24 protein-coding genes are annotated in these 20021 nt (G+C 43.7%); 18 read left to right on the forward strand and 6 right to left on the reverse strand.

What is annotated here, in order from left to right; translation table 11 throughout:
• Positions 1-58: 58 nt before the first annotated feature.
• The 6 genes from M0M83_RS07990 (at position 59) to M0M83_RS08015 (ending at position 5153) form a co-directional block, all read left to right on the forward strand.
• On the forward strand, positions 59-1627 hold the full coding sequence (locus M0M83_RS07990; RefSeq protein ID WP_248468153.1) for a methyl-accepting chemotaxis protein: 1569 nt from the start codon (positions 59-61) through the stop codon (positions 1625-1627).
• 132 nt (positions 1628-1759) lie between these two features.
• Complete coding sequence (locus M0M83_RS07995) at positions 1760-2596, forward strand: CheR family methyltransferase (protein ID WP_248468433.1); 837 nt, start codon at positions 1760-1762, stop codon at positions 2594-2596.
• Positions 2596-3663: a protein-glutamate methylesterase/protein-glutamine glutaminase gene (locus M0M83_RS08000; RefSeq protein WP_248468154.1), complete on the forward strand. Its 1068-nt coding sequence runs from the start codon at positions 2596-2598 to the stop codon at positions 3661-3663. Before M0M83_RS07995 ends, M0M83_RS08000 begins: the two co-directional genes overlap by 1 nt.
• Positions 3664-3704: 41 nt before the next feature.
• Complete coding sequence (cheY, locus tag M0M83_RS08005; RefSeq protein ID WP_034782834.1) at positions 3705-4097, forward strand: chemotaxis response regulator CheY; 393 nt, start codon at positions 3705-3707, stop codon at positions 4095-4097.
• Positions 4098-4121: 24 nt separating this feature from the next.
• Positions 4122-4760, forward strand: coding sequence for a protein phosphatase CheZ (locus M0M83_RS08010; protein WP_248468155.1), 639 nt, complete (start codon positions 4122-4124; stop codon positions 4758-4760).
• A gap of 87 nt (positions 4761-4847) precedes the next feature.
• Complete coding sequence (locus M0M83_RS08015) at positions 4848-5153, forward strand: helix-turn-helix transcriptional regulator (RefSeq protein WP_125890798.1); 306 nt, start codon at positions 4848-4850, stop codon at positions 5151-5153.
• Between the two features lie 51 nt (positions 5154-5204).
• Here M0M83_RS08015 and M0M83_RS08020 read toward each other — a convergent pair whose 3' ends face one another.
• Genes M0M83_RS08020 through M0M83_RS08030 form a run of 3 tightly spaced genes read right to left on the reverse strand, consistent with a single transcriptional unit; the run spans position 5205 to position 6325 of the window.
• Positions 5205-5762, reverse strand: a complete 558-nt coding sequence (locus M0M83_RS08020; protein ID WP_248468156.1) for a hypothetical protein — start codon at positions 5760-5762, stop codon at positions 5205-5207.
• 15 nt (positions 5763-5777) lie between these two features.
• Positions 5778-6086, reverse strand: a complete 309-nt coding sequence (locus tag M0M83_RS08025) for a CcdB family protein (protein ID WP_248468158.1) — start codon at positions 6084-6086, stop codon at positions 5778-5780.
• Positions 6086-6325: a type II toxin-antitoxin system CcdA family antitoxin gene (locus M0M83_RS08030; protein ID WP_248468160.1), complete on the reverse strand. Its 240-nt coding sequence runs from the start codon at positions 6323-6325 to the stop codon at positions 6086-6088. The genes M0M83_RS08025 and M0M83_RS08030 overlap by 1 nt, the downstream gene beginning before the upstream one ends.
• Positions 6326-6588: 263 nt before the next feature.
• On the opposite strand from M0M83_RS08030, the gene flhB reads away from it, so the two are divergent.
• The 3 genes from flhB (at position 6589) to M0M83_RS08045 (ending at position 10345) form a co-directional block, all read left to right on the forward strand.
• Positions 6589-7740 (forward strand): flagellar biosynthesis protein FlhB, encoded by a 1152-nt coding sequence (gene flhB / locus M0M83_RS08035; protein ID WP_248468162.1) that lies wholly within the window; start codon positions 6589-6591, stop codon positions 7738-7740.
• Positions 7733-9832, forward strand: a complete 2100-nt coding sequence (gene flhA, locus M0M83_RS08040; protein WP_213914081.1) for a flagellar biosynthesis protein FlhA — start codon at positions 7733-7735, stop codon at positions 9830-9832. Before flhB ends, flhA begins: the two co-directional genes overlap by 8 nt.
• Before the next feature lie 192 nt (positions 9833-10024).
• Positions 10025-10345 (forward strand): helix-turn-helix domain-containing protein, encoded by a 321-nt coding sequence (locus M0M83_RS08045; RefSeq protein WP_248468164.1) that lies wholly within the window; start codon positions 10025-10027, stop codon positions 10343-10345.
• 44 nt (positions 10346-10389) lie between these two features.
• On the opposite strand, the gene M0M83_RS08050 is transcribed toward M0M83_RS08045, so the two are convergent.
• From M0M83_RS08050 to flgA, 3 genes are all read right to left on the reverse strand, one after another.
• Positions 10390-10830 carry a flagella synthesis protein FlgN gene (locus M0M83_RS08050; RefSeq protein ID WP_248468166.1) on the reverse strand — a complete coding sequence of 147 codons (441 nt, stop codon included), beginning with the start codon at positions 10828-10830 and terminating at the stop codon, positions 10390-10392.
• Positions 10831-10839: 9 nt separating this feature from the next.
• A complete protein-coding gene (gene flgM / locus M0M83_RS08055; protein WP_248468168.1) occupies positions 10840-11142 on the reverse strand; it encodes a flagellar biosynthesis anti-sigma factor FlgM in 303 nt (100 codons plus the stop codon).
• Between the two features lie 440 nt (positions 11143-11582).
• The gene (gene flgA, locus M0M83_RS08060; protein WP_213914125.1) at positions 11583-12221 is read right to left on the reverse strand and encodes a flagellar basal body P-ring formation chaperone FlgA; all 639 of its coding nucleotides are present in this window, start codon (positions 12219-12221) and stop codon (positions 11583-11585) included.
• A gap of 238 nt (positions 12222-12459) precedes the next feature.
• On the opposite strand from flgA, the gene flgB reads away from it, so the two are divergent.
• Genes flgB through flgJ form a run of 9 tightly spaced genes read left to right on the forward strand, consistent with a single transcriptional unit; the run spans position 12460 to position 19973 of the window.
• Positions 12460-12873, forward strand: coding sequence for a flagellar basal body rod protein FlgB (flgB, locus tag M0M83_RS08065; protein ID WP_125890807.1), 414 nt, complete (start codon positions 12460-12462; stop codon positions 12871-12873).
• A gap of 5 nt (positions 12874-12878) precedes the next feature.
• Positions 12879-13283: a flagellar basal body rod protein FlgC gene (gene flgC / locus M0M83_RS08070; protein WP_004909868.1), complete on the forward strand. Its 405-nt coding sequence runs from the start codon at positions 12879-12881 to the stop codon at positions 13281-13283.
• A gap of 12 nt (positions 13284-13295) precedes the next feature.
• Positions 13296-14153 (forward strand): flagellar hook assembly protein FlgD, encoded by an 858-nt coding sequence (locus tag M0M83_RS08075; RefSeq protein WP_248468170.1) that lies wholly within the window; start codon positions 13296-13298, stop codon positions 14151-14153.
• A 27-nt stretch (positions 14154-14180) separates the two neighbouring features.
• The gene (gene flgE, locus M0M83_RS08080; RefSeq protein ID WP_102139597.1) at positions 14181-15440 is read left to right on the forward strand and encodes a flagellar hook protein FlgE; all 1260 of its coding nucleotides are present in this window, start codon (positions 14181-14183) and stop codon (positions 15438-15440) included.
• A gap of 15 nt (positions 15441-15455) precedes the next feature.
• A complete protein-coding gene (locus M0M83_RS08085) occupies positions 15456-16211 on the forward strand; it encodes a flagellar basal body rod protein FlgF (protein WP_248468171.1) in 756 nt (251 codons plus the stop codon).
• An 18-nt stretch (positions 16212-16229) separates the two neighbouring features.
• Complete coding sequence (gene flgG, locus M0M83_RS08090; RefSeq protein WP_166266893.1) at positions 16230-17012, forward strand: flagellar basal-body rod protein FlgG; 783 nt, start codon at positions 16230-16232, stop codon at positions 17010-17012.
• A 59-nt stretch (positions 17013-17071) separates the two neighbouring features.
• A complete protein-coding gene (locus tag M0M83_RS08095; protein ID WP_375373117.1) occupies positions 17072-17854 on the forward strand; it encodes a flagellar basal body L-ring protein FlgH in 783 nt (260 codons plus the stop codon).
• Between the two features lie 35 nt (positions 17855-17889).
• The gene (locus M0M83_RS08100; protein ID WP_102139600.1) at positions 17890-18993 is read left to right on the forward strand and encodes a flagellar basal body P-ring protein FlgI; all 1104 of its coding nucleotides are present in this window, start codon (positions 17890-17892) and stop codon (positions 18991-18993) included.
• Positions 18993-19973 (forward strand): flagellar assembly peptidoglycan hydrolase FlgJ, encoded by a 981-nt coding sequence (gene flgJ, locus M0M83_RS08105; protein WP_248468174.1) that lies wholly within the window; start codon positions 18993-18995, stop codon positions 19971-19973. The genes M0M83_RS08100 and flgJ overlap by 1 nt, the downstream gene beginning before the upstream one ends.
• The last annotated feature ends 48 nt before the right edge of the window (positions 19974-20021 follow it).

The following is a 20021-nucleotide window of genomic DNA, read 5'->3' on the forward strand; positions in this document are numbered from 1 at the left end:
AAAACAAGGCAATGTTTCAGAGGTTCAGTTCTCTTAGCTGGCACAAGTGGGGATTTCTATGTTTGGTAAAAATATCCGAATTTCGGTGAGTTTGTATCTACTTCTCATTTTATTTTGTGGGATGCAGATTGTGTCTAGCGGGGTTTCTGTTGGGATTGTAGTAAGTGAATTAAAATCTTTAGAGCGTATTGATTTGGGGTCTGATAAGCGAGCAATGCTTGAGGAAACCAGTAAACACTTAATGCAAGCACGCAATAGCCTAACGCAAATTGCTTTGCTGCATAAAGTGGGTGGTAACGAACCATTAATTGAAGAAACGAGAGTAACTTTTGATAAGTTACTCGAAGAAGCTGAGAAAGATTACACTACGTTTAAAAATCAGCCTCTTTTGAGTGAGAAAGAAAATCTTGCGGCACTTGAGACTCGGTATCAAGCATTTGTATTGACACTCAAAGCCTTAAAAGCGCATTTAGATAACAATGACATTGCTGCCTATATTGAACTTCCTGCCCAAGAAAACCAGGACCAGTTAGAGCAAGTTGTTGAGGAATACCTTGAATTACTGAATGCGGAAAACGATGAATCTCTTGCAGCAGCCAGAATGTATAACACGTTTGCGTGGAGCTCATTCGCTTCAGTGATCGTCATCATCATCGCTGTTATTACATTTGCGCACTATTGGATGAAACGTAAAGTCATTAACCCACTGAAAAGTATGGGAGAGCACTTTGCATTAGTGGCTGACGGTAAACTCAATCAGAAAATTGAAGTAACGACTGGTGATGAAATCGGTGAGGTATTTGGCAAGCTAAAGGATATGCAGGAGTCTTTAGTGACTTCAGTAACAGCATTGCGCTCGAATACTGATCAAATGTATACAGGGATCCGTGAGATTGCTTTAGGAAATAATAACTTATCATCGCGTACTGAACAACAAGCTGCATCGCTCGAAGAAACTGCAGCCAGTATGGAAGAGCTGACAGCAACTGTTAAGCAGAATGCGGATAACGCACGCCAAGCGAGTGAACTGGCGGTGAGTGCATCAAAAACCGCAACGAAAGGTGGGGAGATCACGGAAGACGTGATTGACACCATGACCTCGATTTCCAATAGCTCACAAAAAATTAGCGCCATTATTAGTGTGATTGATGGCATCGCCTTCCAAACCAATATCTTAGCATTGAATGCCGCCGTTGAAGCCGCTCGAGCGGGTGAACAAGGGCGTGGTTTTTCTGTGGTTGCCGGTGAGGTCAGGGCATTGGCGCAGCGCAGCGCGGAAGCAGCAAAAGAAATTAAAACATTGATTGATGAATCTGTTGGCAGAGTGAGTCAAGGTTCCCAACTGGTTAATGAAGCAGGCGCGACCATGAGTGAATTGGTTGCAGCCGTTAACCAAGTTACGGAATTAATGGGGAATATTGCCTCTGCTTCCAATGAGCAAAGCCGTGGTATTGAGCAAGTCGCCACAGCAGTAAGCCAAATGGATTTAGTGACACAACAAAATGCGGCATTAGTGGAACAATCGACCAGCGCGACAGCGGCACTAGAAGACCAAGCGAACAACTTAGTCGACACCGTTGCATTCTTTGAATTACCCGAAAGCCATTTAAATCGCAATTGGCGTTAAGTGTAGTGAAAATTCGTTTTTGAATTTTCGGTGGATAAACGTAATTAATTGTTTTTTTTAGGTTATCTACCCTAAAAGGCAGCCAAATAACTGGCTGCCTCTGGGTTTTTATTGAATAGGACGACAAGTACGATGCTTTTTGTACCACAGGTAGAACCACTGACTGATGATGAGTTTGGTCGGGTTTGTCGATTTATTCATAAAAAATCAGGCATTGTCCTCACCATGAATAAAAAAAATATGGTCTATAACCGGCTATTGAAGCGGTTACGTGATTGTAATATCGACAATTTTTCAGATTATTTACGGATGTTAGAGCGAGAGCCTCACCATGCAGAATGGCAAGCTTTCGTGAATGCTTTGACGACAAATTTAACGGCATTTTTTCGTGAGCCACATCATTTTGTGACGTTAGCCGAGTTTGTTCGTACACGTAAAAATAGCGCCATTAATATTTGGTGTGCCGCATCTTCAACAGGAGAAGAGCCATATTCGATAGCAATGACACTGAGCGATGTTCTTGGGCCAAATGCAATTAATGCCAAAGTGATTGCCAGTGACATTGACACGGAAGTGCTAGAAAAAGCGAAACAAGGTGTGTATCGCATAGAAGAGCTGAAGTCTTTAACGGCATTACAGAGACAACGTTATTTTATGAAAGGCGTTGGCGAGTTTGATGGCTATGCGCGAGTCAAGCCGGCATTGCGCCAAATGATTGAATTTCGTTATTTAAATTTGAGTGATCATGATTGGCAAATGCAGCACCGATTTGACGTGATTTTTTGTCGTAATGTCATGATTTATTTTGATAAAGAAATGCAAATCAAAATGTTAGAGCGCTTTGCTACATTGCTTAAGCCAGATGGCTTGCTATTTATTGGGCACTCCGAAAATTTATCACAGCTATCGCAAAGTTTCGTTATTAAAGGGCAAACCGTCTACAGCTTACAAGCTGCGAGGAGGGGGTAATGAAAAAAATTAAAGTGCTATGTGTGGATGACTCAGCACTGATGCGCCAATTAATGCGTGAAATTATTAATAGTCATGAAGACATGGTGGTGGTCGATACTGCACCAGACCCTTATGTCGCACGTGACTTAATTAAACAGTATGAACCGGATGTGATCACGTTAGATGTGGAAATGCCACGAATGGATGGTATTGATTTCTTAGAAAAATTAATGCGTTTACATCCAATGCCAGTGGTAATGGTTTCAACATTAACGTCGAAGGGTTCAGAGGTGACGTTAAAAGCATTGGAATTAGGTGCTGTAGATTTTGTTACAAAACCCCAAATTGGTATTCGTGAAACCATGATGAGTTATCGCGATATTATTGGTGAAAAAATCCGTGCGGCAGCTATGTCTAAAATTACGCAACGGAGCCGTTTTGCTCGTCCAGAAAAAAAGATCAATGAGCCTGTTTCCCAAGCCAAAGCGCTCTCTCCCTATGTTTGCAATAGTCGCGTGATTGCGGTGGGGGCATCGACGGGCGGAACGGAGGCGATACGTCAATTTTTGGAAATGTTACCTCATGAATGCCCTCCAGTGGTGATTACTCAGCATATGCCTGCGGGTTTTACCCGTTCTTTTGCGGATCGCTTAAATAAACTCTGTGTACTGACTGTAAAAGAAGCCGAACACAACGAGTTATTACAAAAAGGCTATGCCTATATTGCACCAGGCGATTCGCATATGTTGATTACGGATAAAGGCAAGGGATTTCAAGTCATTTTACAGCAAAGCGAACCTGTTAACCGCCATCGTCCTTCTGTTGATGTGTTGTTCGATTCAGTAGCTCAATGTGTTGGGCGAAAATGTATTGGCATCTTATTGACAGGGATGGGGATGGATGGTGCGAAAGGACTACTAAATTTACGTCAGCAAGGGGCAATCACTTACGCACAAAACGAAAGTAGCTGCGTGGTGTTTGGTATGCCTCGTGCGGCGATTGAAATGGGGGCTGCGGATGAAGTGCAAGATATCCTCAAAATTGCCCCAAGTGTTTTAGCAAGACTTTCTTCTGTCACGGTTTAAACCGAGGCAGGAACTCACAATTGTATTTTGAAGGAGTGGTTATGGCCGCTAAAGATCTCAGTTTTTTGGTTGTCGATGATTTTTCTACGATGCGACGTATCGTCCGTAACTTATTAAAAGAGCTCGGATTTAACAAAATAGAAGAAGCGGAAGATGGTGTTGATGCATTAGAGAAAATCCGTACAGGCAACATTGATTTTGTTGTTGCTGACTGGAATATGCCAAACATGGATGGCCTTGAATTGCTTAAAACTATTCGTGGTGATGATGCTTTGAAGCATATCCCCGTACTCATGGTGACAGCGGAAGCGAAAAAAGAAAATATTATTGCTGCAGCGCAAGCGGGGGCAAGTGGTTATGTCGTTAAGCCCTTCACTGCCGCTATTCTAGAAGAAAAATTGAATAAAGTATTCGAAAAAATGGGTTTGCAATAACAGGGCGTGCCAAAGGAGAGTTTCATGACTGAACAAGTGGGTATGGAAGGTATTCGCAATGGTAATGATGATTTAAAACAAGTCATTACGCGCATTGGTACGCTAATGAGAACCCTGCGTGAGAGTATGCGCGAATTGGGCTTAGAAAAAAGCGTTCAACAAGCCGTGGCCAGTATTCCAGATGGAAAAGACAGACTGCGTTATATCGCACAAATGACAGCGCAAGCAGCAGAAAAAACCTTAAATGGCATTGATGTCATCAAACCACTGCAAGTGGACATGAATAAAAATGCGCAGGTATTGCAGCAACAATGGCAAGAAACCGCTGGTGATACGGTTCCAGCGCAATTGCGTGAGTCAACAGAAGCCTTTTTAGGACAAGTGATCCAAGACAGCGAAGCGACTAAAGCAGAGCTGTTGGAGATCATGATGGCGCAAGATTTCCAAGATTTAACAGGGCAAGTCATCAAAAAAATGATGGAAGTGGTTGAAGAAGCAGAGAAACAACTGCTCGCACTGTTAATGGAAAACACGCCACCTGAAATGCGTGCGAAAACGCAAAACGAAGGTTTGCTCAATGGTCCGCAAATCAATAAAGAAGGCGTTAATGTGATGGCATCACAGTCTCAGGTTGATGATTTACTTGATGAACTGGGCTTCTAATTGCCAACAAGTTTTCTAATTAAACTACTCTAATTACATAGGGTTAGGGTAGTTTTCTTGTATTTGAGCGACAAGGAGAAAATTGCAATGATCAATAACGATTTAATTTCAACTTTGGTGATGAAAGAACAAGCTGAAATAGTTCAAGAAAATGATGGGGATAGCGATGAATGTTATTCTGAGTTACAAGTGAGGCAAGCGTTAATCAACCAGCTCAAAAAAGCGCGTTTAGCCAATAATTTAACTCAAATGCAAATCGCAGAAAGAATGCAAACGCAAAAGCAAAATGTGTCACGTTTGGAAAAAGCGCAGTTCGACCCGAAATTAGGCACGTTATTAAAATATGCAGAGGCGGTGGGGATGCGGATTACCTTAGATTTTCCACCCAAATAATCGACTCGTCATACTTCAACTTGCAGTGTTGTTGACCTGTGCTCATTCGCACTAATCATGTTGATAGACTGCGATGATCTTACTGCCAAGTATTTGTGCAAATAGCTCAATAAAATCATCGCGGATATCCCAGTGATGAAAACTAAAACCTAAATTGCCGAATGCCCATTGTGGATCAAATTGCCACGCATTAAGTGGACCATGAAAATCGCAACCAAAACAAGCGAGGTTTTCTGGTTTTCCTTCATACCAATCAGACACCGCATCGCTCCATGCATGACTCTGTTCGCTTTGTTCACTAGCACATTGTGGGCAGTAAATACCGAGACCATTTCCCCCTGCATGGAACACAGTGCGTTCGGTAACGATAGATAAATAGTTTTTCAAGGTATCTTCAGGTAACTGAGTCGGCACGATCTCATCATTAATGACATATAAAATGGGTTCTTTGTGAGCGGGGGTAGGACGATAAATGACTTCGCCATATTCAACGCCTTGGAAATGTGGGTCAATGATGCCTTGTTCTTTTAGCCAGCCAAGCATGCGCTGGGCATGTTTGGGGGCATCTTCTAAGGAAATATCTGGGGCAACAAGGTGGCAAATATCCATAATAACCCTTTATCGTTAAAAGCCATTAATAAGTAAGTCGATTGCGTGTTTAATGGTGTCTCGTTGGTGAGTCAAATCAACGATTTCTTTTCCTAATAATGAAAGAGGAACACAAGCCATTTGATGCGTCATTAAAATAAAAAACTGCCCGTTGATAACGAGTTGTGGGTTTAAGCGGGCGGGTAATGGTTTTTTAACTAGCCTGCTATCGAATAACGGGATGACTAAGCGAGTATTTAGTATATCAATAATATTACTTTGAATATCCAGTAAATATGAGTATTTGATAGCATCATCTCGATTTTGATAGAGGCAATATTGCATTAAAAATCCTTGTATTTATCTGAGAGTAATCCATATTCTTCATTGATCCTATTTAACTCATTAAAGCCGTCAATATTTTCACTTTTCCATTTTTGTGCTTCGAGGCGTTTTAATTCAGCTTGTAAAGCACAAGCTAGTACCGCAGAAAAATTGAGTTTGGCTTTCCTAGCTTGTTCATAGAGTTCAGGTGTTATAGTGACACTGACGGTTTTTTTCATTCTTTGAGCCGTTGTACTCATGGTATTTCCTTAATTACACGTGTTCGGGTATGTGTAATTAAGCATGCTTATTGCTCATATAGGGATTTTATTCTTTATTAATGCTAAATATAGGATTATCTTCAGTGGGAGTTCATATCTGCGAAACCCTTCGCAAAATTGCCGCCTTATTGCTCAATAGGCAAATAACCCCCTTGAACTGCGTCTATTTTTCACCATTGATTTTTTTACACTCTGTCATGCTATAGCGATAACTCGTATTTTCATTAAATTTTGGAACCGCGGTGTCCGACGAGAGTGATGTAGAAAAAACCGAAGAGCCCACCCCCCATAAAAAGCAAAAAGCCAAAGATGATGGGCAAATCGTTCGTTCAAAAGAATTGAGCTCGCTAATGATGATGTTAGCAGGCGTGAGCTTGCTATGGCTCAGTGGTGGGCATCTGGCGGCTCAGTTACGTCAAATCGCACGACAAGGTTTTATATTTGATGGCCATTACTTACAAAATACAGGTTTGATGCTCAGTTACTTAGGGCGCGTTGTGAGTGAGGCGTTATTTGCTTTATTACCCGTTATTGGCGGATTAGCGTTAGTGGGTATTTCTGCGTCATCGTTAGTGGGAGGACTCGTTTTTAATAGCAAGTTGATTAAATTTGATTTGAAAAAATTAAATCCAATCAAAGGGCTAAAACGTATTTTTTCGATGAATGCGTTATCTGAGTTGTTTAAAGCGATTTTAAAATCGTTGTTTGTGGGGTTAGGGGCATTTATTTTTCTTTGGCAAAGTTGGCCCTCATTACTGCATTTAGTGATGGAATCACCTATTACCGCGCTGAGTAATGCGTTGCAGAAAGTGATTTTTGCTGGATATTTAATTGTGTTTTTGCTTATCCCTATGGTGGCTTTTGATGTTTTCTATCAGTTTCGCTCCCATTTGAAAAAATTGCGCATGAGTCGCCAAGAAATCAAAGATGAATTCAAGCAGCAAGAGGGGGATCCGCAGATTAAGGCCAAAATTCGCCAACAACAGCGTGCGATTGCGCGTAACCGAATGATGGCGGATGTCCCAAGTGCGGATGTCATCGTCACTAACCCAACGCACTATGCAGTAGCCCTTAAATATGATGACAAAAAAATGGGGGCGCCAAAAGTCTTAGCGAAAGGTGCAGGTGTATTAGCACAGCGCATCAAAGAAATTGGTGAAGAGCACCGAATATTACAGCTAGAAGCCCCACCGCTTGCTCGTGCGTTATATCGCCACGCGGAGATAGGGCAAAGCATTCCTGTTGCATTGTATGCAGCGGTTGCAGAAGTTTTAGCATGGGTTTACCAACTGCGTCGTTGGCGTCGTGAAGGTGGGCTCAGACCAAAAAAACCGAAAAATTTACCAGTGCCACCGACGCTGGACTTTGCTGGAGATAACAATCGCGATGGCTAATTTGGCTACCTTATTAAAATTGCCGAAAAACTTACAGGGAACGCAGTGGCAAATACTGGCCGGGCCGGTTCTTATTTTATTGATTTTGTCGATGATGGTATTGCCATTACCGGCATTTTTATTGGATTTACTGTTTACCTTTAATATTGCACTTTCCATTATGGTGTTATTAGTGGCGATGTTTACCAAGCGTACATTGGATTTTGCCGCTTTTCCAACCATATTACTGTTTGCAACTTTATTGCGACTCTCTTTGAATATCGCCTCTACCCGGATCATCCTAATGGAAGGCCATACAGGCCCAGATGCTGCAGGGCGCGTGGTTGAAGCGTTCGGCCATTTTTTGGTCGGGGGAAATTTTGCCATTGGTATCGTGGTATTTATCATCTTAATATTGATTAACTTTATGGTTATCACAAAAGGGGCGGGACGTATTGCTGAAGTGGGCGCTCGCTTTGTGTTAGATGGTATGCCGGGTAAACAGATGGCCATCGATGCCGACTTGAACGCAGGTATTATTACGGATGATGAGGCGAAAAAACGCCGTGCGGAAGTGACTCAAGAAGCGGATTTTTATGGCTCAATGGACGGTGCGAGTAAGTTTGTCCGCGGGGATGCTATTGCGGGGATCATGATTATGGTGATCAACGTAGTGGGTGGGCTGATTGTTGGTGTTGCTCAACACAATATGTCTTTGGGGGATGCGACAAGCACGTACACCTTGCTGACTATTGGTGATGGGCTTGTGGCGCAAATACCTGCTTTGATTATCTCAACGGCGGCGGGTGTTATTGTTACGCGAGTGGCAACGGATGAAGATGTGGGTGAGCAGATGGTCACCCAGCTATTCAATAACCCTCGCGTGATGTGGTTGAGTGCGGGCGTTCTTGGTTTAATCGGTTTGATCCCGGGGATGCCTAACTTTGTCTTTTTACTGTTTACCGCGGCATTGGCTGCCCTTGGTTGGTATTTAGTGCGTAAATCGCAGCAACCGGAAAGCAGCGCTGGGGATAATAGCCAATCGCAGCATTTCCAAGAAGCCAATAAAGTGGTTGAAGCCACGTGGGATGACGTGCAATTAGAAGACTTACTGGCGATGGAAGTGGGGTATCGATTGATCCCATTAGTGGATAATGACCAGCAAGGTGAATTATTAGGGCGACTACGTGGTTTACGTAAGAAATTTGCTCAAGAAGTGGGGTACTTGCCACCGGTGGTGCATATCTGCGATAACTTAGCACTTTCCCCATGTGAATACCGAATTCTGATTAAGGGTGCGGAAGTTGGACGTGGTGAAGCACAACCAGGGCGCAGTCTGGCTATTGACCCTGGCAATGCCGCGGGGACGCTACAGGGGGATATCACTAAAGAGCCCGCGTTTGGTTTACCCGCTATTTGGATTGATGATGATTTACGTGAACAAGCACAAATCCAAGGGTATACGGTGGTATCAGCGAGTACTGCGGTGGCCACTCACTTTAATCAAATTTTACTGCAAAACTCCAGCACCTTATTTGGCCGCCAAGAAGCACAAATGCTGTATGACCGTGTGAAAAAAGAGATGCCAAAACTGGCAGATGACCTGATCCCAGATACGATTTCGTTAACGATTTTGCACCGTGTACTGCAAAATCTATTAATGGAAGATGTGGTGATCCGCGATATGCGCACCATCATTGAAACCTTGGCAGAAATGGCCGGGGAAAACGGCGAAAACAAAGATACCGATTATTTAACATCCCAAGTGCGCATTGCATTGGGCCGAGCAATCACACAGCAGTGGTTTGGTCATGCAGAAGAAATTCAAGTAATTGGTTTAGAGGCTAGCCTTGAGCAGATCTTATTGCAAGCCGCGAAGAACGGCGGTGGGTTAGAGCCGAATTTGGCACAGTTTATTCAAACTCAAGCGGAGCAAGCCGTGGCACACCAGGAGGCGATGGGGGCACCAACGGTATTATTAGTCAACCATGGTTTGCGTTTGATTTTATCGCGTTTCTTGCGTCGCAGCCTGCCGCAGCTGGTGGTCATGTCGAATTTAGAAATGACGGACCATCGTAAGATAAGAATGACTTCGATGATAAGCGGAAGCTAATTTTTATACTTATCGTGAGTGACTAAATATAATTTTTAGAAGAGGAAAGTTCTCGCTATTAAGTGACAACTTTTCTCTTTTTTTATTCCAAGACTTTGCTTAATTAGGATATTCTTTTCCCTTTACTATGGTAATTTTTACCATAGTAAAAATTATGGTGGACTGATGCTAACCTGTTGGTGGGGATTCATTATGAGTAATAAAATAAATGAGTTACTGAAATTTGCTCAAGAAATGGAAGCAATTGGTGCTGCTGATGATACTGCGGCTCGCCGTATCGAAGCGCGGATAAAAGCACAAGAGCTCAAGAAAAAATTCACTAATCCTAAGCCTATGATAGGAGCGGATATTAAACGTATTCGTGAGCAAAATAATATTTCTCAGTCTTCTCTCGCTTTGATATTAAATATGACTAAGGAAAGTGTTTCCAAATGGGAAAGAGGGGAGATTAAACCAAATGGTGCAGCATTAAGGCTACTCACATTGATTGATGAAAAGGTGTTTATTATCTAGTAAATAAAAGGGCGGTTTTTAAGTTTACAAAGGCAATATCCACCTTAAATCGAAATTTTCTTACCTAATGCAGGGCTTTTTGACTCTAAACCATCCGCACCATAAGTGGATTGGTTATTATGTTTTTTCACAAAATTGAGGCGCTGAGCGTTGAGCTCAATATGCAACTGTAGCATTTGGTGATTACGATAATTCAGCTCTTTTAGCTCAGTTGTTAAGCTTTTAATGGCTTCCCATACACCCGTTAGTGCATCATTGCCTTCATAAGGTGCACTGATCTCAGATTGTGCTTCTAACGCTAGGCGGTTTGTTTCACCATGGCCGATCGCAGCAACTAAAAACCGCTTTTGTTCAGTGGTTTCTTGAAAAGGCGAAGGCGGCACACGGTGATAACCTAGTAATAGCTCTTCATTTTTCATCACTATTTGTAATGATTGCAAATGGGCGAGTTGTTGCTCAAGTAATATCAGTAATTCGTCAGTCATAGTGGTTATTTATTTCATTGATAACATGCATTCATGAGCATCGCGCAAAATGCCATCAGCAATTTTTTCAGCATCCATTGTTAGGGTGCCATCTTTGATTGCTTGTTTAATTTGTTCAACTTTAGCACTATTAATATCACTTGCCTGTGGTTGCAATAATTTTTTCTGTAGCTCACTAGGAGCAAAAGAACTTTCTTTAACGACTTCATTGGTGGACACTTTTTTGTCCCGTACCGGAGCTACTGTGTCTTGTGGGTCGCGGTTTGTCACCTGAGTCAGCGCAGAAATTGCAGATGTTTGCTCAATAGCCATAATGTGTTTTCCTATTCCCGATTTTTTTCATATGTGAGTTATCGGCTTATATTGATGAATCTTTAGTGTCTATAGTGTTACAAAATATTGCATCATTCACCAGCTATACTCGTCATACTTCAATTTGCAGCGTTGTTGACTGCGTTCAGCTCGCCGAATCACATACTCATGTATGCTCATCGGTCTCTCTTCACTTGTCGCCTAGCTGCAACTCGAATTATTTAGAGTATATACTCGTTATACTTCAATTTGCGGCGTTGTTGACTGTATTCAGCTCGCCGAATCACATACTCATGTATGCTCATCGGTCTCTCTTCACTTGTCGCCTAGCTGCAACTCGAATTATTTAGAGTATATACTCGTTATACTTCAATCTGCAGCGTTGTTGACTGTGTTCAGCTCGCCGAATCATAGACTTATGTATGTTCATCGGCCAATCTTTATTTTAATGCCACTTGAACACTGCCATTTTCGAGCGCTTCCCCATTCACCACTTGCCCATTTAATAAGCGCACTCGGGTATTTTGGCCAGCCGTGGCATTATTGATCGCACGACCCTCATATTTCACTGAAAAATTATCACCATTGGCGAACACAAATACCGTTTGTCCCGCTTTTATTGCCCATGGCTGCCGCGTCATTGATTTTGTGAATGTTTGTCCGGCAGGAATATTACGCAAGGCAATCGCTCCGCGAAGTGCGATTTTATCGGTGCTCGCACCTGCAGGTAGCTTATGTAATAAGCCCTTTTTGGTTCCGATATCAACAAACTGTATGGATTCCCCTCTAGTTATATTACGTGTGGCCACGTAATACTGGCCTGTCACATTCACCGTTAGCTGAATAAACTGTTTTTTCTTGCCACATTGTACGGGGAGGGAAACATTTCCCATATTGCGTCCACCAATCGGTGGGTTGATTTGAGGGTGCTCACAAGTCGGCCAACGCTCAATTGGGGTTTTAATTTCTATTGAAATGTGCGTTTTCTTGCCATGAATTTGGTGAAAATAATGGTTAATATCTTGGGGTAACGACGCTTGAGAAAGCGCTGGAGTAAGCCCTAACAAACTGATTGCCATATATAATGGCATTTTTTTAGCATAATACATCCCGTTGTATTCCCCCCAACAAACAAACTTTTTCACGATTGCAGTTTACGCAGCTCCGTAATAATGAATGAGCCAAATAGGTCAATTATTTTGCCTTTATCTCGCCATTAGATTTTTTAGTAGGCCGCTAAGATATGCGGGTCGAATTTTAATTTTTACTCGCGAACGCCCAAATCCAAGGATCGCGTTATTTCCAGTGAGGCCCACTATGATTGATAAATTAAATGCCACGTTTGCTTTCCAGCAACAGGCTTTGTCAATACGCGAAGCAAGGCAGACCGTATTAGCTTCAAACATTGCTAATGCCGACACTCCCGGCTACCAAGCACGTGATATTGACTTTAATCGTCAACTTCAACAGGCCATGGATAAAGGTGTGGTAGGGGGAAAAGGTGTGACGCTCGCGGTGACTTCAAAAGGGCATATTGAAGGGCGGGGGATCAAAACGCCCAATATTGACCTGAAATATCGCGTGCCTTACCAAACCTCAATGGATGGTAATACGGTAGATATGGATATTGAACGCAGCCAATTCGCAGATAACACCCTGAAATATCAGGCCGACCTTACATTCATCAATAGCCGCGTCAAAAGTATGCTGGCTGTCTTACAGCAAGGGTAACCTTCATGGCTTTACTGAGTATTTTTGATATCTCTGCATCGGCATTGACCGCGCAATCTCAACGCTTGAATGTCAGTGCGAGCAATATGGCAAACGCAGAAAGTATTGCAGGGCCAGATGGCCAGCCATATCGTGCAAAACAAGTTGTTTTTCAAATGGCACCGCAAGGGCGCCACGAAGTGGGGGGCGTGCGTGTGAGTGAACTGATCGAAGACCCAACGCCACCCCGAATGGAATATAAGCCGGGTCACCCGTCAGCGAATGAAAAAGGCTATGTGCAAATGCCAAATGTCGACATGGTTGGTGAAATGATCAATACCATTTCAGCCTCCCGTAGCTATCAAGCTAACTTAGAAGTGATGAATACAGCAAAAACCTTGCTGCAAAAGACACTCACAATAGGCCAGTAAGGGAGCGTTTTCATGGGAATTGCAGCCACAATGTACGACTCTTTGGATAATACGACAGCCGGTCCTGAGCCGGCTGCGAGCAATGTGCCAAAGAAAAGTCAAAGTGACGATATGCGCGACACTTTTTTAAAAATGATTGTCACGCAGATGCAAAACCAAGACCCAACAAAACCAATGGAAAACACGGATTTAACCAGTCAATTGGCACAAATTGCCACGCTTGAAAGCATGAATAAACTCAGCGATAGCGTGAGTGGAATTTCTCAACAAATTGGTTCAGGTCAGTCATTACAAGCCACTCAGCTTGTCGGAAAAGGAGTGCTTATTCCGCGCAATGAAATCATTTTAGCGCCTCTCAAGAAAGAGAGTACCGGCGAAGACAGCTCGGTCACTAAGCCATCAAACCCGCTTCCAGACGAAGGCATCAGCCCAAATAGTCCTTCAACGTTTGGGCTTAGCAACAAAGATGCGATTGAAGGTGAAGAGGGCGCTGAAGCGCCGCAATCTGAATATATTTCCTCGCCGTTTGGTTTCTTTTTACCGAAATTGGCGGACAACGTTGAAATTACTATTCGCGATAAAAACCGAATGGTTGTGCGAACCATTACCTATGATACGGAAGTTAAACCCGATATCTATGATATGGCATGGGATGGTCGTGATAACAACGGCAACTTGGTCACGGATACAACAGGAAAATATTACTTTGATGTGAAAGCCGTCAGTTCGGGGGCTGAAATCGAAGTGACCAAACTGGGGTATACCCGTGTTAACGGTGTGACCCCAGGCTCTGACGCACCATTACTTGATGTTGGCATTGGGCAAAGTGTCCCGCTGAGCAGCATTTTCAAGGTTTATCCATCTTCTTAATTTACCCCCAATACTCATGGAGAAAATATGTCTTTTTCACAAGCAGTCAGTGGCTTAAATGCAGCCTCAGCGGGGCTTGATTCAATTGGTAATAATATTGCCAACTCCGCAACAAATGGTTTTAAAGGCGCGACGACCTCATTTGCCGATATGTTTGCAGGTTCAGGTGTTGGCTTAGGTGTCAACGTGGCCGCAGTGACCCAAAATTTTAAAGATGGCCCAATCACGCGCACGGATAGAGCGACAGACGTTGCCATCTCAGGTAATGGTTTTTTCCGCGTACAAGACCAAAACGGTGATACTTACTACAGTCGTGATGGCCAATTCTTACGCGATAAAAGCGGTAATTTAGTCAATAACCAAGGGATGGTAGTCACAGGTTACCCCGCGAGTGTTGATGAAAAAGGCAATGTTACCATTCAAAGTGGTGGTGTTCCTGCTGGTTTGAATATTCCAACGGATATGATGGATGCAAAAGCGTCGGAATTAGCGAAATTAACCATTAACCTGAACTCAGAAGATAAAATCAAAGATAAACCTTTCGATGTAAACAATCCCGATGATTCAGCAACTTACAATTTCAGCACGACTATGACGGCGTATGATAGCCAAGGTAACACGCATGAAATCTCCGTGTACTTTGTAAAAAGTGCGGATAATGAATGGAAAGTGTATGCCAAAGATGCGAATGACAAAGTTGCAACGCAATTAATCAATACTGAGGATGTAGACGATACCGTTGTTGTTCATAATAAATTAATTTTTGATGGTAACGGGCGTTTGTCAGCACCGACAGATGCCACTTTTGATTTTAATTATAAAGGGCTAAATGGCGCAAATGATGGTGTTCTTCGCGTTGACCTAAACAAAACTCGCCAACAAAAAGTCAGTGAATCTTCCGTTAGTGCCATTGATGTGAATGGCTATCCAGCCGGTGAATACACCACCTTTAAAATTGAAGATAACGGTTTAATTACCGCTAACTATTCTAACCAACAAAAACGCGTGGTTGGCCAAGTGGCATTATCCGCTTTCGCAAACCCAAATGGTCTGGTATCCCAAGGTGGCAACGTTTGGGCTTCTTCCAATGCGTCAGGTAACCCGATGGACGGCGTTCCGGGTGTCGGCCAGTTCGGTAAATTAACCAGCGGTGCGTTGGAGTCTTCTAACGTGGATATGAGCCAAGAGTTAATTAGCATGATTGTGATGCAGCGTAATTACCAATCAAACGCGCAAACCATCAAGACACAAGATCAGATGTTACAGACGCTGGTTAACTTACGATAAAACAAGAGGGTGGCCATGGATCACGTCATTTATACCGCGATGGGAGGAGCGCGTCATGCGCTGGAAAACCAAGCGATTGTTTCAAATAACATTGCCAATGTGTCAACTGCGGGCTTTAAAGCACAATTGTCCGCAATGCGTGCAGTCCCCGTGAATGGTGACAGCGAGCAAACCAGAACGCTGGTGGTCGCCTCTACTCCCGGTGCGGATATGAGCCAAGGGCCACTCAATTATACGGGTAAGCAAACCGATGTTTCGTTAAATGATAAGCATTTTTTGGCTGTTGAGTTAGCCGATGGCACAGAAGCTTATACCCGTAACGGTAATATTCAAGTGTCTAGTGAAGGTGAACTTGTCATTGGCGAGCGTCGCTTACAAGGTGATGGCGGGCCAATTAACGTTCCGCCAAATGCAGAATTAACCATTGGTGCAGACGGGACAGTTACTGCGCTGTTAGCCACTGACCCACCAACGATGTTAGGGCAAATCGGGCGTTTGAAAGTGGTTGAGGCACAGCCTCAAGACTTGATCCGAGGTGAGGACGGTTTGTTTCATTTATCACCACAAGGGCAAGCGGCAAATGGCAATGTTTTGCCGCAAAGTGAACGAGGAATTGTCACTGCGGGGGTGATTGAAGGCAGTAATGTCAACGCCGCAGAAGCGATGGTTTCCATGATTGCCAATGCAAGGCACTTTGAAATGCAAATGAAAGTTGTCCGAAGTGCTGATGAAAATGCACAACGGGCGAACCAACTGCTCGCTGTTAGCTAAATACAGTAAGGAATTATTATGATCCGCTCATTATGGATTGCTAAAACAGGGCTTGATGCTCAACAAACTAACCTTGATGTTATTTCGAATAACTTAGCCAACGTTAGTACCAATGGTTTCAAGCGCCAACGCGCTGTTTTTGAAGATTTAATGTACCAAAACATTCGCCAACCGGGAGCCATGAGTTCAGAACAAACTTCGTTACCATCGGGTTTGCAAATGGGAACGGGGTCACGCCCGGTTGCCACAATGCGTATTCATGCACAAGGCGCATTAAATAAAACCGGAACAACGACAGATATCGCGATTAAAGGCCAAGGTTTTATCCATGTGCAAATGCCGGATGGTACGGATGCCTATACGCGAGATGGGGCATTACAACGTAATCAAGATGGCCAATTAGTGACATCCAGTGGTTACCAAATTGTCCCAGCGATTATGATCCCCGATAACGCTAACAGTTTGACGATTGCGCGTGACGGCACGGTATCTGTCACTGTGTATGGAGATACTCAACCGCAGCAAGTTGGCCAAATTACATTAACCACCTTCATTAATGATGCTGGTTTAGAAAGTATGGGTGAAAACCTGTATATGGAAACCGCCAGTTCGGGTGCACCAAATGAAAGTGCACCGGGTACCAATGGCGCCGGTTTACTTTATCAACATATGTTAGAAACCTCTAACGTCAATGTGGCCGAAGAGTTGGTCAACATGATCCAAACTCAACGTGCTTATGAAATCAACAGTAAGGCGGTATCCGCTTCTGACCAAATGTTGCAGCGCTTAACGCAATTGTAATTGGTAAAAATAACTCATTGCGATAGTGATGAGTTATCTGTGAGAGGGATCTCTTCGTGATGATAAAACGTACACAGCAGCAAAAGAGTAACATGATGATTGAAAGCGGCACGATTTCTCAACAGCAAAAAGCAGCGTTGTTAACGCGTTTCATAACGCCTAAACAGGCAGGGTTACTTGCCATTTTGGTCTTAGTTACCAGCGGTTGTGCACAAATCAAATCGCGTCCATTAGTGGACACCCAAACCACGGCAATCCCAACAGCACCAACAGCCCCTGCACCGAATGGCTCGATATTTCAAAGCGCTCAACCCGCTTACTATGGTTATCAACCATTGTTTGAAGACAGGCGCCCTCGTAATGTTGGCGATATTTTAACCATCAACTTACAAGAAAACGTGAGTGCGAGCAAAAACTCCTCTGCGAATGCGAATCGTAGTGGAAAAACAGGTTTCTTAGCCGCGATATTACCAGGTTTTATGCAAGGGTGGATTGGCGGTAAAAACACAGAATTAGATATTAAAGGTAACAGTGATTTTAGTGGCAAAGGCGGTGCCAATGCCAATAACACCTTTAAAGGGACGATCACTGTCACTGTAGACCAATTATTGGCGAACGGTAACTTACATGTGGTTGGTGAGAAACGTATTGCGATAAACCAAGGCACGGAGTCGATTCGTTTTTCAGGAGTGGTTAACCCCCGCACTATCGGTTCAGACAATCATGTGAGTTCGACACAAGTCGCAGATGCACGTATTGAATATGTGGGTGACGGCTATATTAACGAATCGCAAAACATGGGATGGCTACAACGCTTTTTCTTAAATGTTTCCCCTTATTAATTAAACATTAGCGAGAAAACAGCCGAGATAATTCAATGAAAAACAACGTATTAATTTTGCTATCACTATTTTTTTGCTTCGCTTTTTCAGCGCACAGTGAGCGTATTAAAGATTTAACTACCGTTCAAGGCGTGCGGGATAACGCCTTGATTGGCTATGGTTTAGTTGTGGGTTTAGATGGGACTGGTGACCAAACCATGCAAACGCCGTTTACGACACAAAGTTTGAATAACATGCTGTCGCAAATGGGGATCACCGTGCCACCGGGTACCAATATGCAATTGAAAAATGTGGCTGCCGTTATGGTCACTGCGAAATTGCCTCCGTTCGCACGTACAGGTCAATCCGTGGATATTGTTGTTTCCTCCATGGGTAACGCGAAAAGCTTACGTGGTGGCACGTTGTTGATGACACCGCTCAAAGGGGTTGATGGGCAAATTTATGCGATGGCTCAGGGGAACATTTTAGTGGGTGGTGCAGGTGCCAGTGGCGGCGGTAGCAGCATTAAAGTCAATCAACTCAATGGTGGCCGTATTACTGGTGGAGCCACTATCGAACGCGAATTACCGAGCAGTTTCGGGCAAAGTGGGGCAATTAACCTGCAATTAAACGAAGATAGCTTCACATTGGCACAAGATATTGCGGATGCAATTAACCGTATGGGCGGTATGGGAACCGCGTCTGCGTTAGATTCAAGGACGGTACAACTACTGGTGCCAGCTAATAACCGTGATCAGGTGCGTTTTTTAGCCCGGGTACAGGAACTGAATGTACGTGCGCCAGTGGCTGAAGCGAAAGTGATCCTCAATTCACGCACCGGCTCTGTGGTGATTAACCGCAGTGTCACACTAGATAGCTGTGCTGTTGCACACGGTAGTCTAGCCGTCACGGTAGAGAGACAAACTCAAGTGAGCCAGCCGGACACCCCATTTGCGGGTGGGCAAACCGTGGTGACAAGAAACACCAGTGTCGGAGTACAAGATAGGGGCGGAGCATTGCAAAAAGTCAACGCCAGTGTGCAATTAAACCAAGTCATTCAAGCGCTGAATACACTCGGTGCAACACCGAACGACCTGATGTCGATACTGCAAGCGATGGAAAGTGCAGGCTGTTTACGCGCGAAACTGGAGATCATCTAATGAGTAACATGCAGCTATTGCAAGGTGCCGCATTTGATTTACAGTCGCTGGGGCAGTTAAAAGGTGAACTGAATAAGAATTCGGAGCAAGGGCTGCGCCATGTCACGCAGCAACTTGAGGCAACATTCGTTCAATTGATGCTAAAAAGTATGCGTGACGCACTCCCACAAGATGGCTTATTTTCCAGCGACCAAACACGCATGCTCACCAGTATGTATGACCAGCAAATCGCCCAAGATCTGTCGCAAAAAGGCTTAGGTTTTGGGGATATGATGTACCAGCAGCTTACGCGAGACCAGCACACTTCAAGTGAGCCAATACCCAATAGCCTGCTACCGTTAGATGAAAAAACAGCGCAATCATTACCGCCATTTAATATGGAACAAATGATGCGCCACTTTGCCCCAATGGGCGATGCGTTATCGGCACCATTCCAAAAAATCAAAGCGTTATCGCTAAATAGCAGTAATTTTATTAGCCGCTTAATTGAACCCGCAAAAGCGGCAAGCCAAAAAAGTGGTATTTCACATTTTCTGGTATTGGCACAAGCGGCATTAGAAAGTGGATGGGGGCAGCGCGAAATTCTGAAATCAGATGGAAAAACCAGCCATAACCTATTTGGGATAAAAGCGGGAAAAAACTGGCAAGGGCCTGTCACGAATATTATGACAACAGAAGTGATTAACGGCAAAACCATCAAAATGCGTGATGATTTTCGCGTTTATGGCTCTTATGAAGAGGCGATTGCTGATTACATCAACCTATTGACCGAAAACCCGCGTTATAAAGATGTCAAAAAAGCACCGACACCAGAGATTGCCGCGCGTCGTTTACATCAAGCTGGATATGCCACAGACCCCGGTTACTCGGACAAGCTTATCACCTTGATTAATCAAATACGCGGCCATCAACCGACAAGTAGCCTCTCGACGTCAAGGGCGGTTCAGGCTTACACCATCGATTTGAACGATATTTTCTAAAAATACGGAATTATTGCGAGTTTGGGCTAAATAAATACGCTGAATTTC

It is taken from the genome of Providencia rettgeri (assembly GCF_023205015.1).
GTDB lineage: Bacteria > Pseudomonadota > Gammaproteobacteria > Enterobacterales > Enterobacteriaceae > Providencia > Providencia rettgeri_E.

What these genes read in the sequence shown, in the direction of transcription:
- flgG (WP_166266893.1), top strand. Translation starts at nt 16,230, where the DNA reads ATGATCCGCTCATTATGGATTGCTAAAACAGGGCTTGATGCTCAACAA.
- flgE (WP_102139597.1), top strand. Translation starts at nt 14,181, where the DNA reads ATGTCTTTTTCACAAGCAGTCAGTGGCTTAAATGCAGCCTCAGCGGGG.
- M0M83_RS08020 (WP_248468156.1), bottom strand. Translation starts at nt 5,762, where the DNA reads ATGGATATTTGCCACCTTGTTGCCCCAGATATTTCCTTAGAAGATGCC.
- flgA (WP_213914125.1), bottom strand. Translation starts at nt 12,221, where the DNA reads ATGGCAATCAGTTTGTTAGGGCTTACTCCAGCGCTTTCTCAAGCGTCG.
- M0M83_RS07990 (WP_248468153.1), top strand. Translation starts at nt 59, where the DNA reads ATGTTTGGTAAAAATATCCGAATTTCGGTGAGTTTGTATCTACTTCTC.
- M0M83_RS08045 (WP_248468164.1), top strand. Translation starts at nt 10,025, where the DNA reads ATGAGTAATAAAATAAATGAGTTACTGAAATTTGCTCAAGAAATGGAA.
- M0M83_RS08015 (WP_125890798.1), top strand. Translation starts at nt 4,848, where the DNA reads ATGATCAATAACGATTTAATTTCAACTTTGGTGATGAAAGAACAAGCT.
- flgM (WP_248468168.1), bottom strand. Translation starts at nt 11,142, where the DNA reads ATGGCTATTGAGCAAACATCTGCAATTTCTGCGCTGACTCAGGTGACA.
- M0M83_RS08095 (WP_375373117.1), top strand. Translation starts at nt 17,072, where the DNA reads ATGATAAAACGTACACAGCAGCAAAAGAGTAACATGATGATTGAAAGC.
- flgB (WP_125890807.1), top strand. Translation starts at nt 12,460, where the DNA reads ATGATTGATAAATTAAATGCCACGTTTGCTTTCCAGCAACAGGCTTTG.
- M0M83_RS08030 (WP_248468160.1), bottom strand. Translation starts at nt 6,325, where the DNA reads ATGAGTACAACGGCTCAAAGAATGAAAAAAACCGTCAGTGTCACTATA.
- M0M83_RS08025 (WP_248468158.1), bottom strand. Translation starts at nt 6,086, where the DNA reads ATGCAATATTGCCTCTATCAAAATCGAGATGATGCTATCAAATACTCA.
- M0M83_RS08075 (WP_248468170.1), top strand. Translation starts at nt 13,296, where the DNA reads ATGGGAATTGCAGCCACAATGTACGACTCTTTGGATAATACGACAGCC.
- flgC (WP_004909868.1), top strand. Translation starts at nt 12,879, where the DNA reads ATGGCTTTACTGAGTATTTTTGATATCTCTGCATCGGCATTGACCGCG.
- M0M83_RS08010 (WP_248468155.1), top strand. Translation starts at nt 4,122, where the DNA reads ATGACTGAACAAGTGGGTATGGAAGGTATTCGCAATGGTAATGATGAT.
- M0M83_RS08000 (WP_248468154.1), top strand. Translation starts at nt 2,596, where the DNA reads ATGAAAAAAATTAAAGTGCTATGTGTGGATGACTCAGCACTGATGCGC.
- M0M83_RS08050 (WP_248468166.1), bottom strand. Translation starts at nt 10,830, where the DNA reads ATGACTGACGAATTACTGATATTACTTGAGCAACAACTCGCCCATTTG.
- flgJ (WP_248468174.1), top strand. Translation starts at nt 18,993, where the DNA reads ATGAGTAACATGCAGCTATTGCAAGGTGCCGCATTTGATTTACAGTCG.
- flhA (WP_213914081.1), top strand. Translation starts at nt 7,733, where the DNA reads ATGGCTAATTTGGCTACCTTATTAAAATTGCCGAAAAACTTACAGGGA.
- M0M83_RS08100 (WP_102139600.1), top strand. Translation starts at nt 17,890, where the DNA reads ATGAAAAACAACGTATTAATTTTGCTATCACTATTTTTTTGCTTCGCT.
- cheY (WP_034782834.1), top strand. Translation starts at nt 3,705, where the DNA reads ATGGCCGCTAAAGATCTCAGTTTTTTGGTTGTCGATGATTTTTCTACG.
- M0M83_RS07995 (WP_248468433.1), top strand. Translation starts at nt 1,760, where the DNA reads ATGCTTTTTGTACCACAGGTAGAACCACTGACTGATGATGAGTTTGGT.
- M0M83_RS08085 (WP_248468171.1), top strand. Translation starts at nt 15,456, where the DNA reads ATGGATCACGTCATTTATACCGCGATGGGAGGAGCGCGTCATGCGCTG.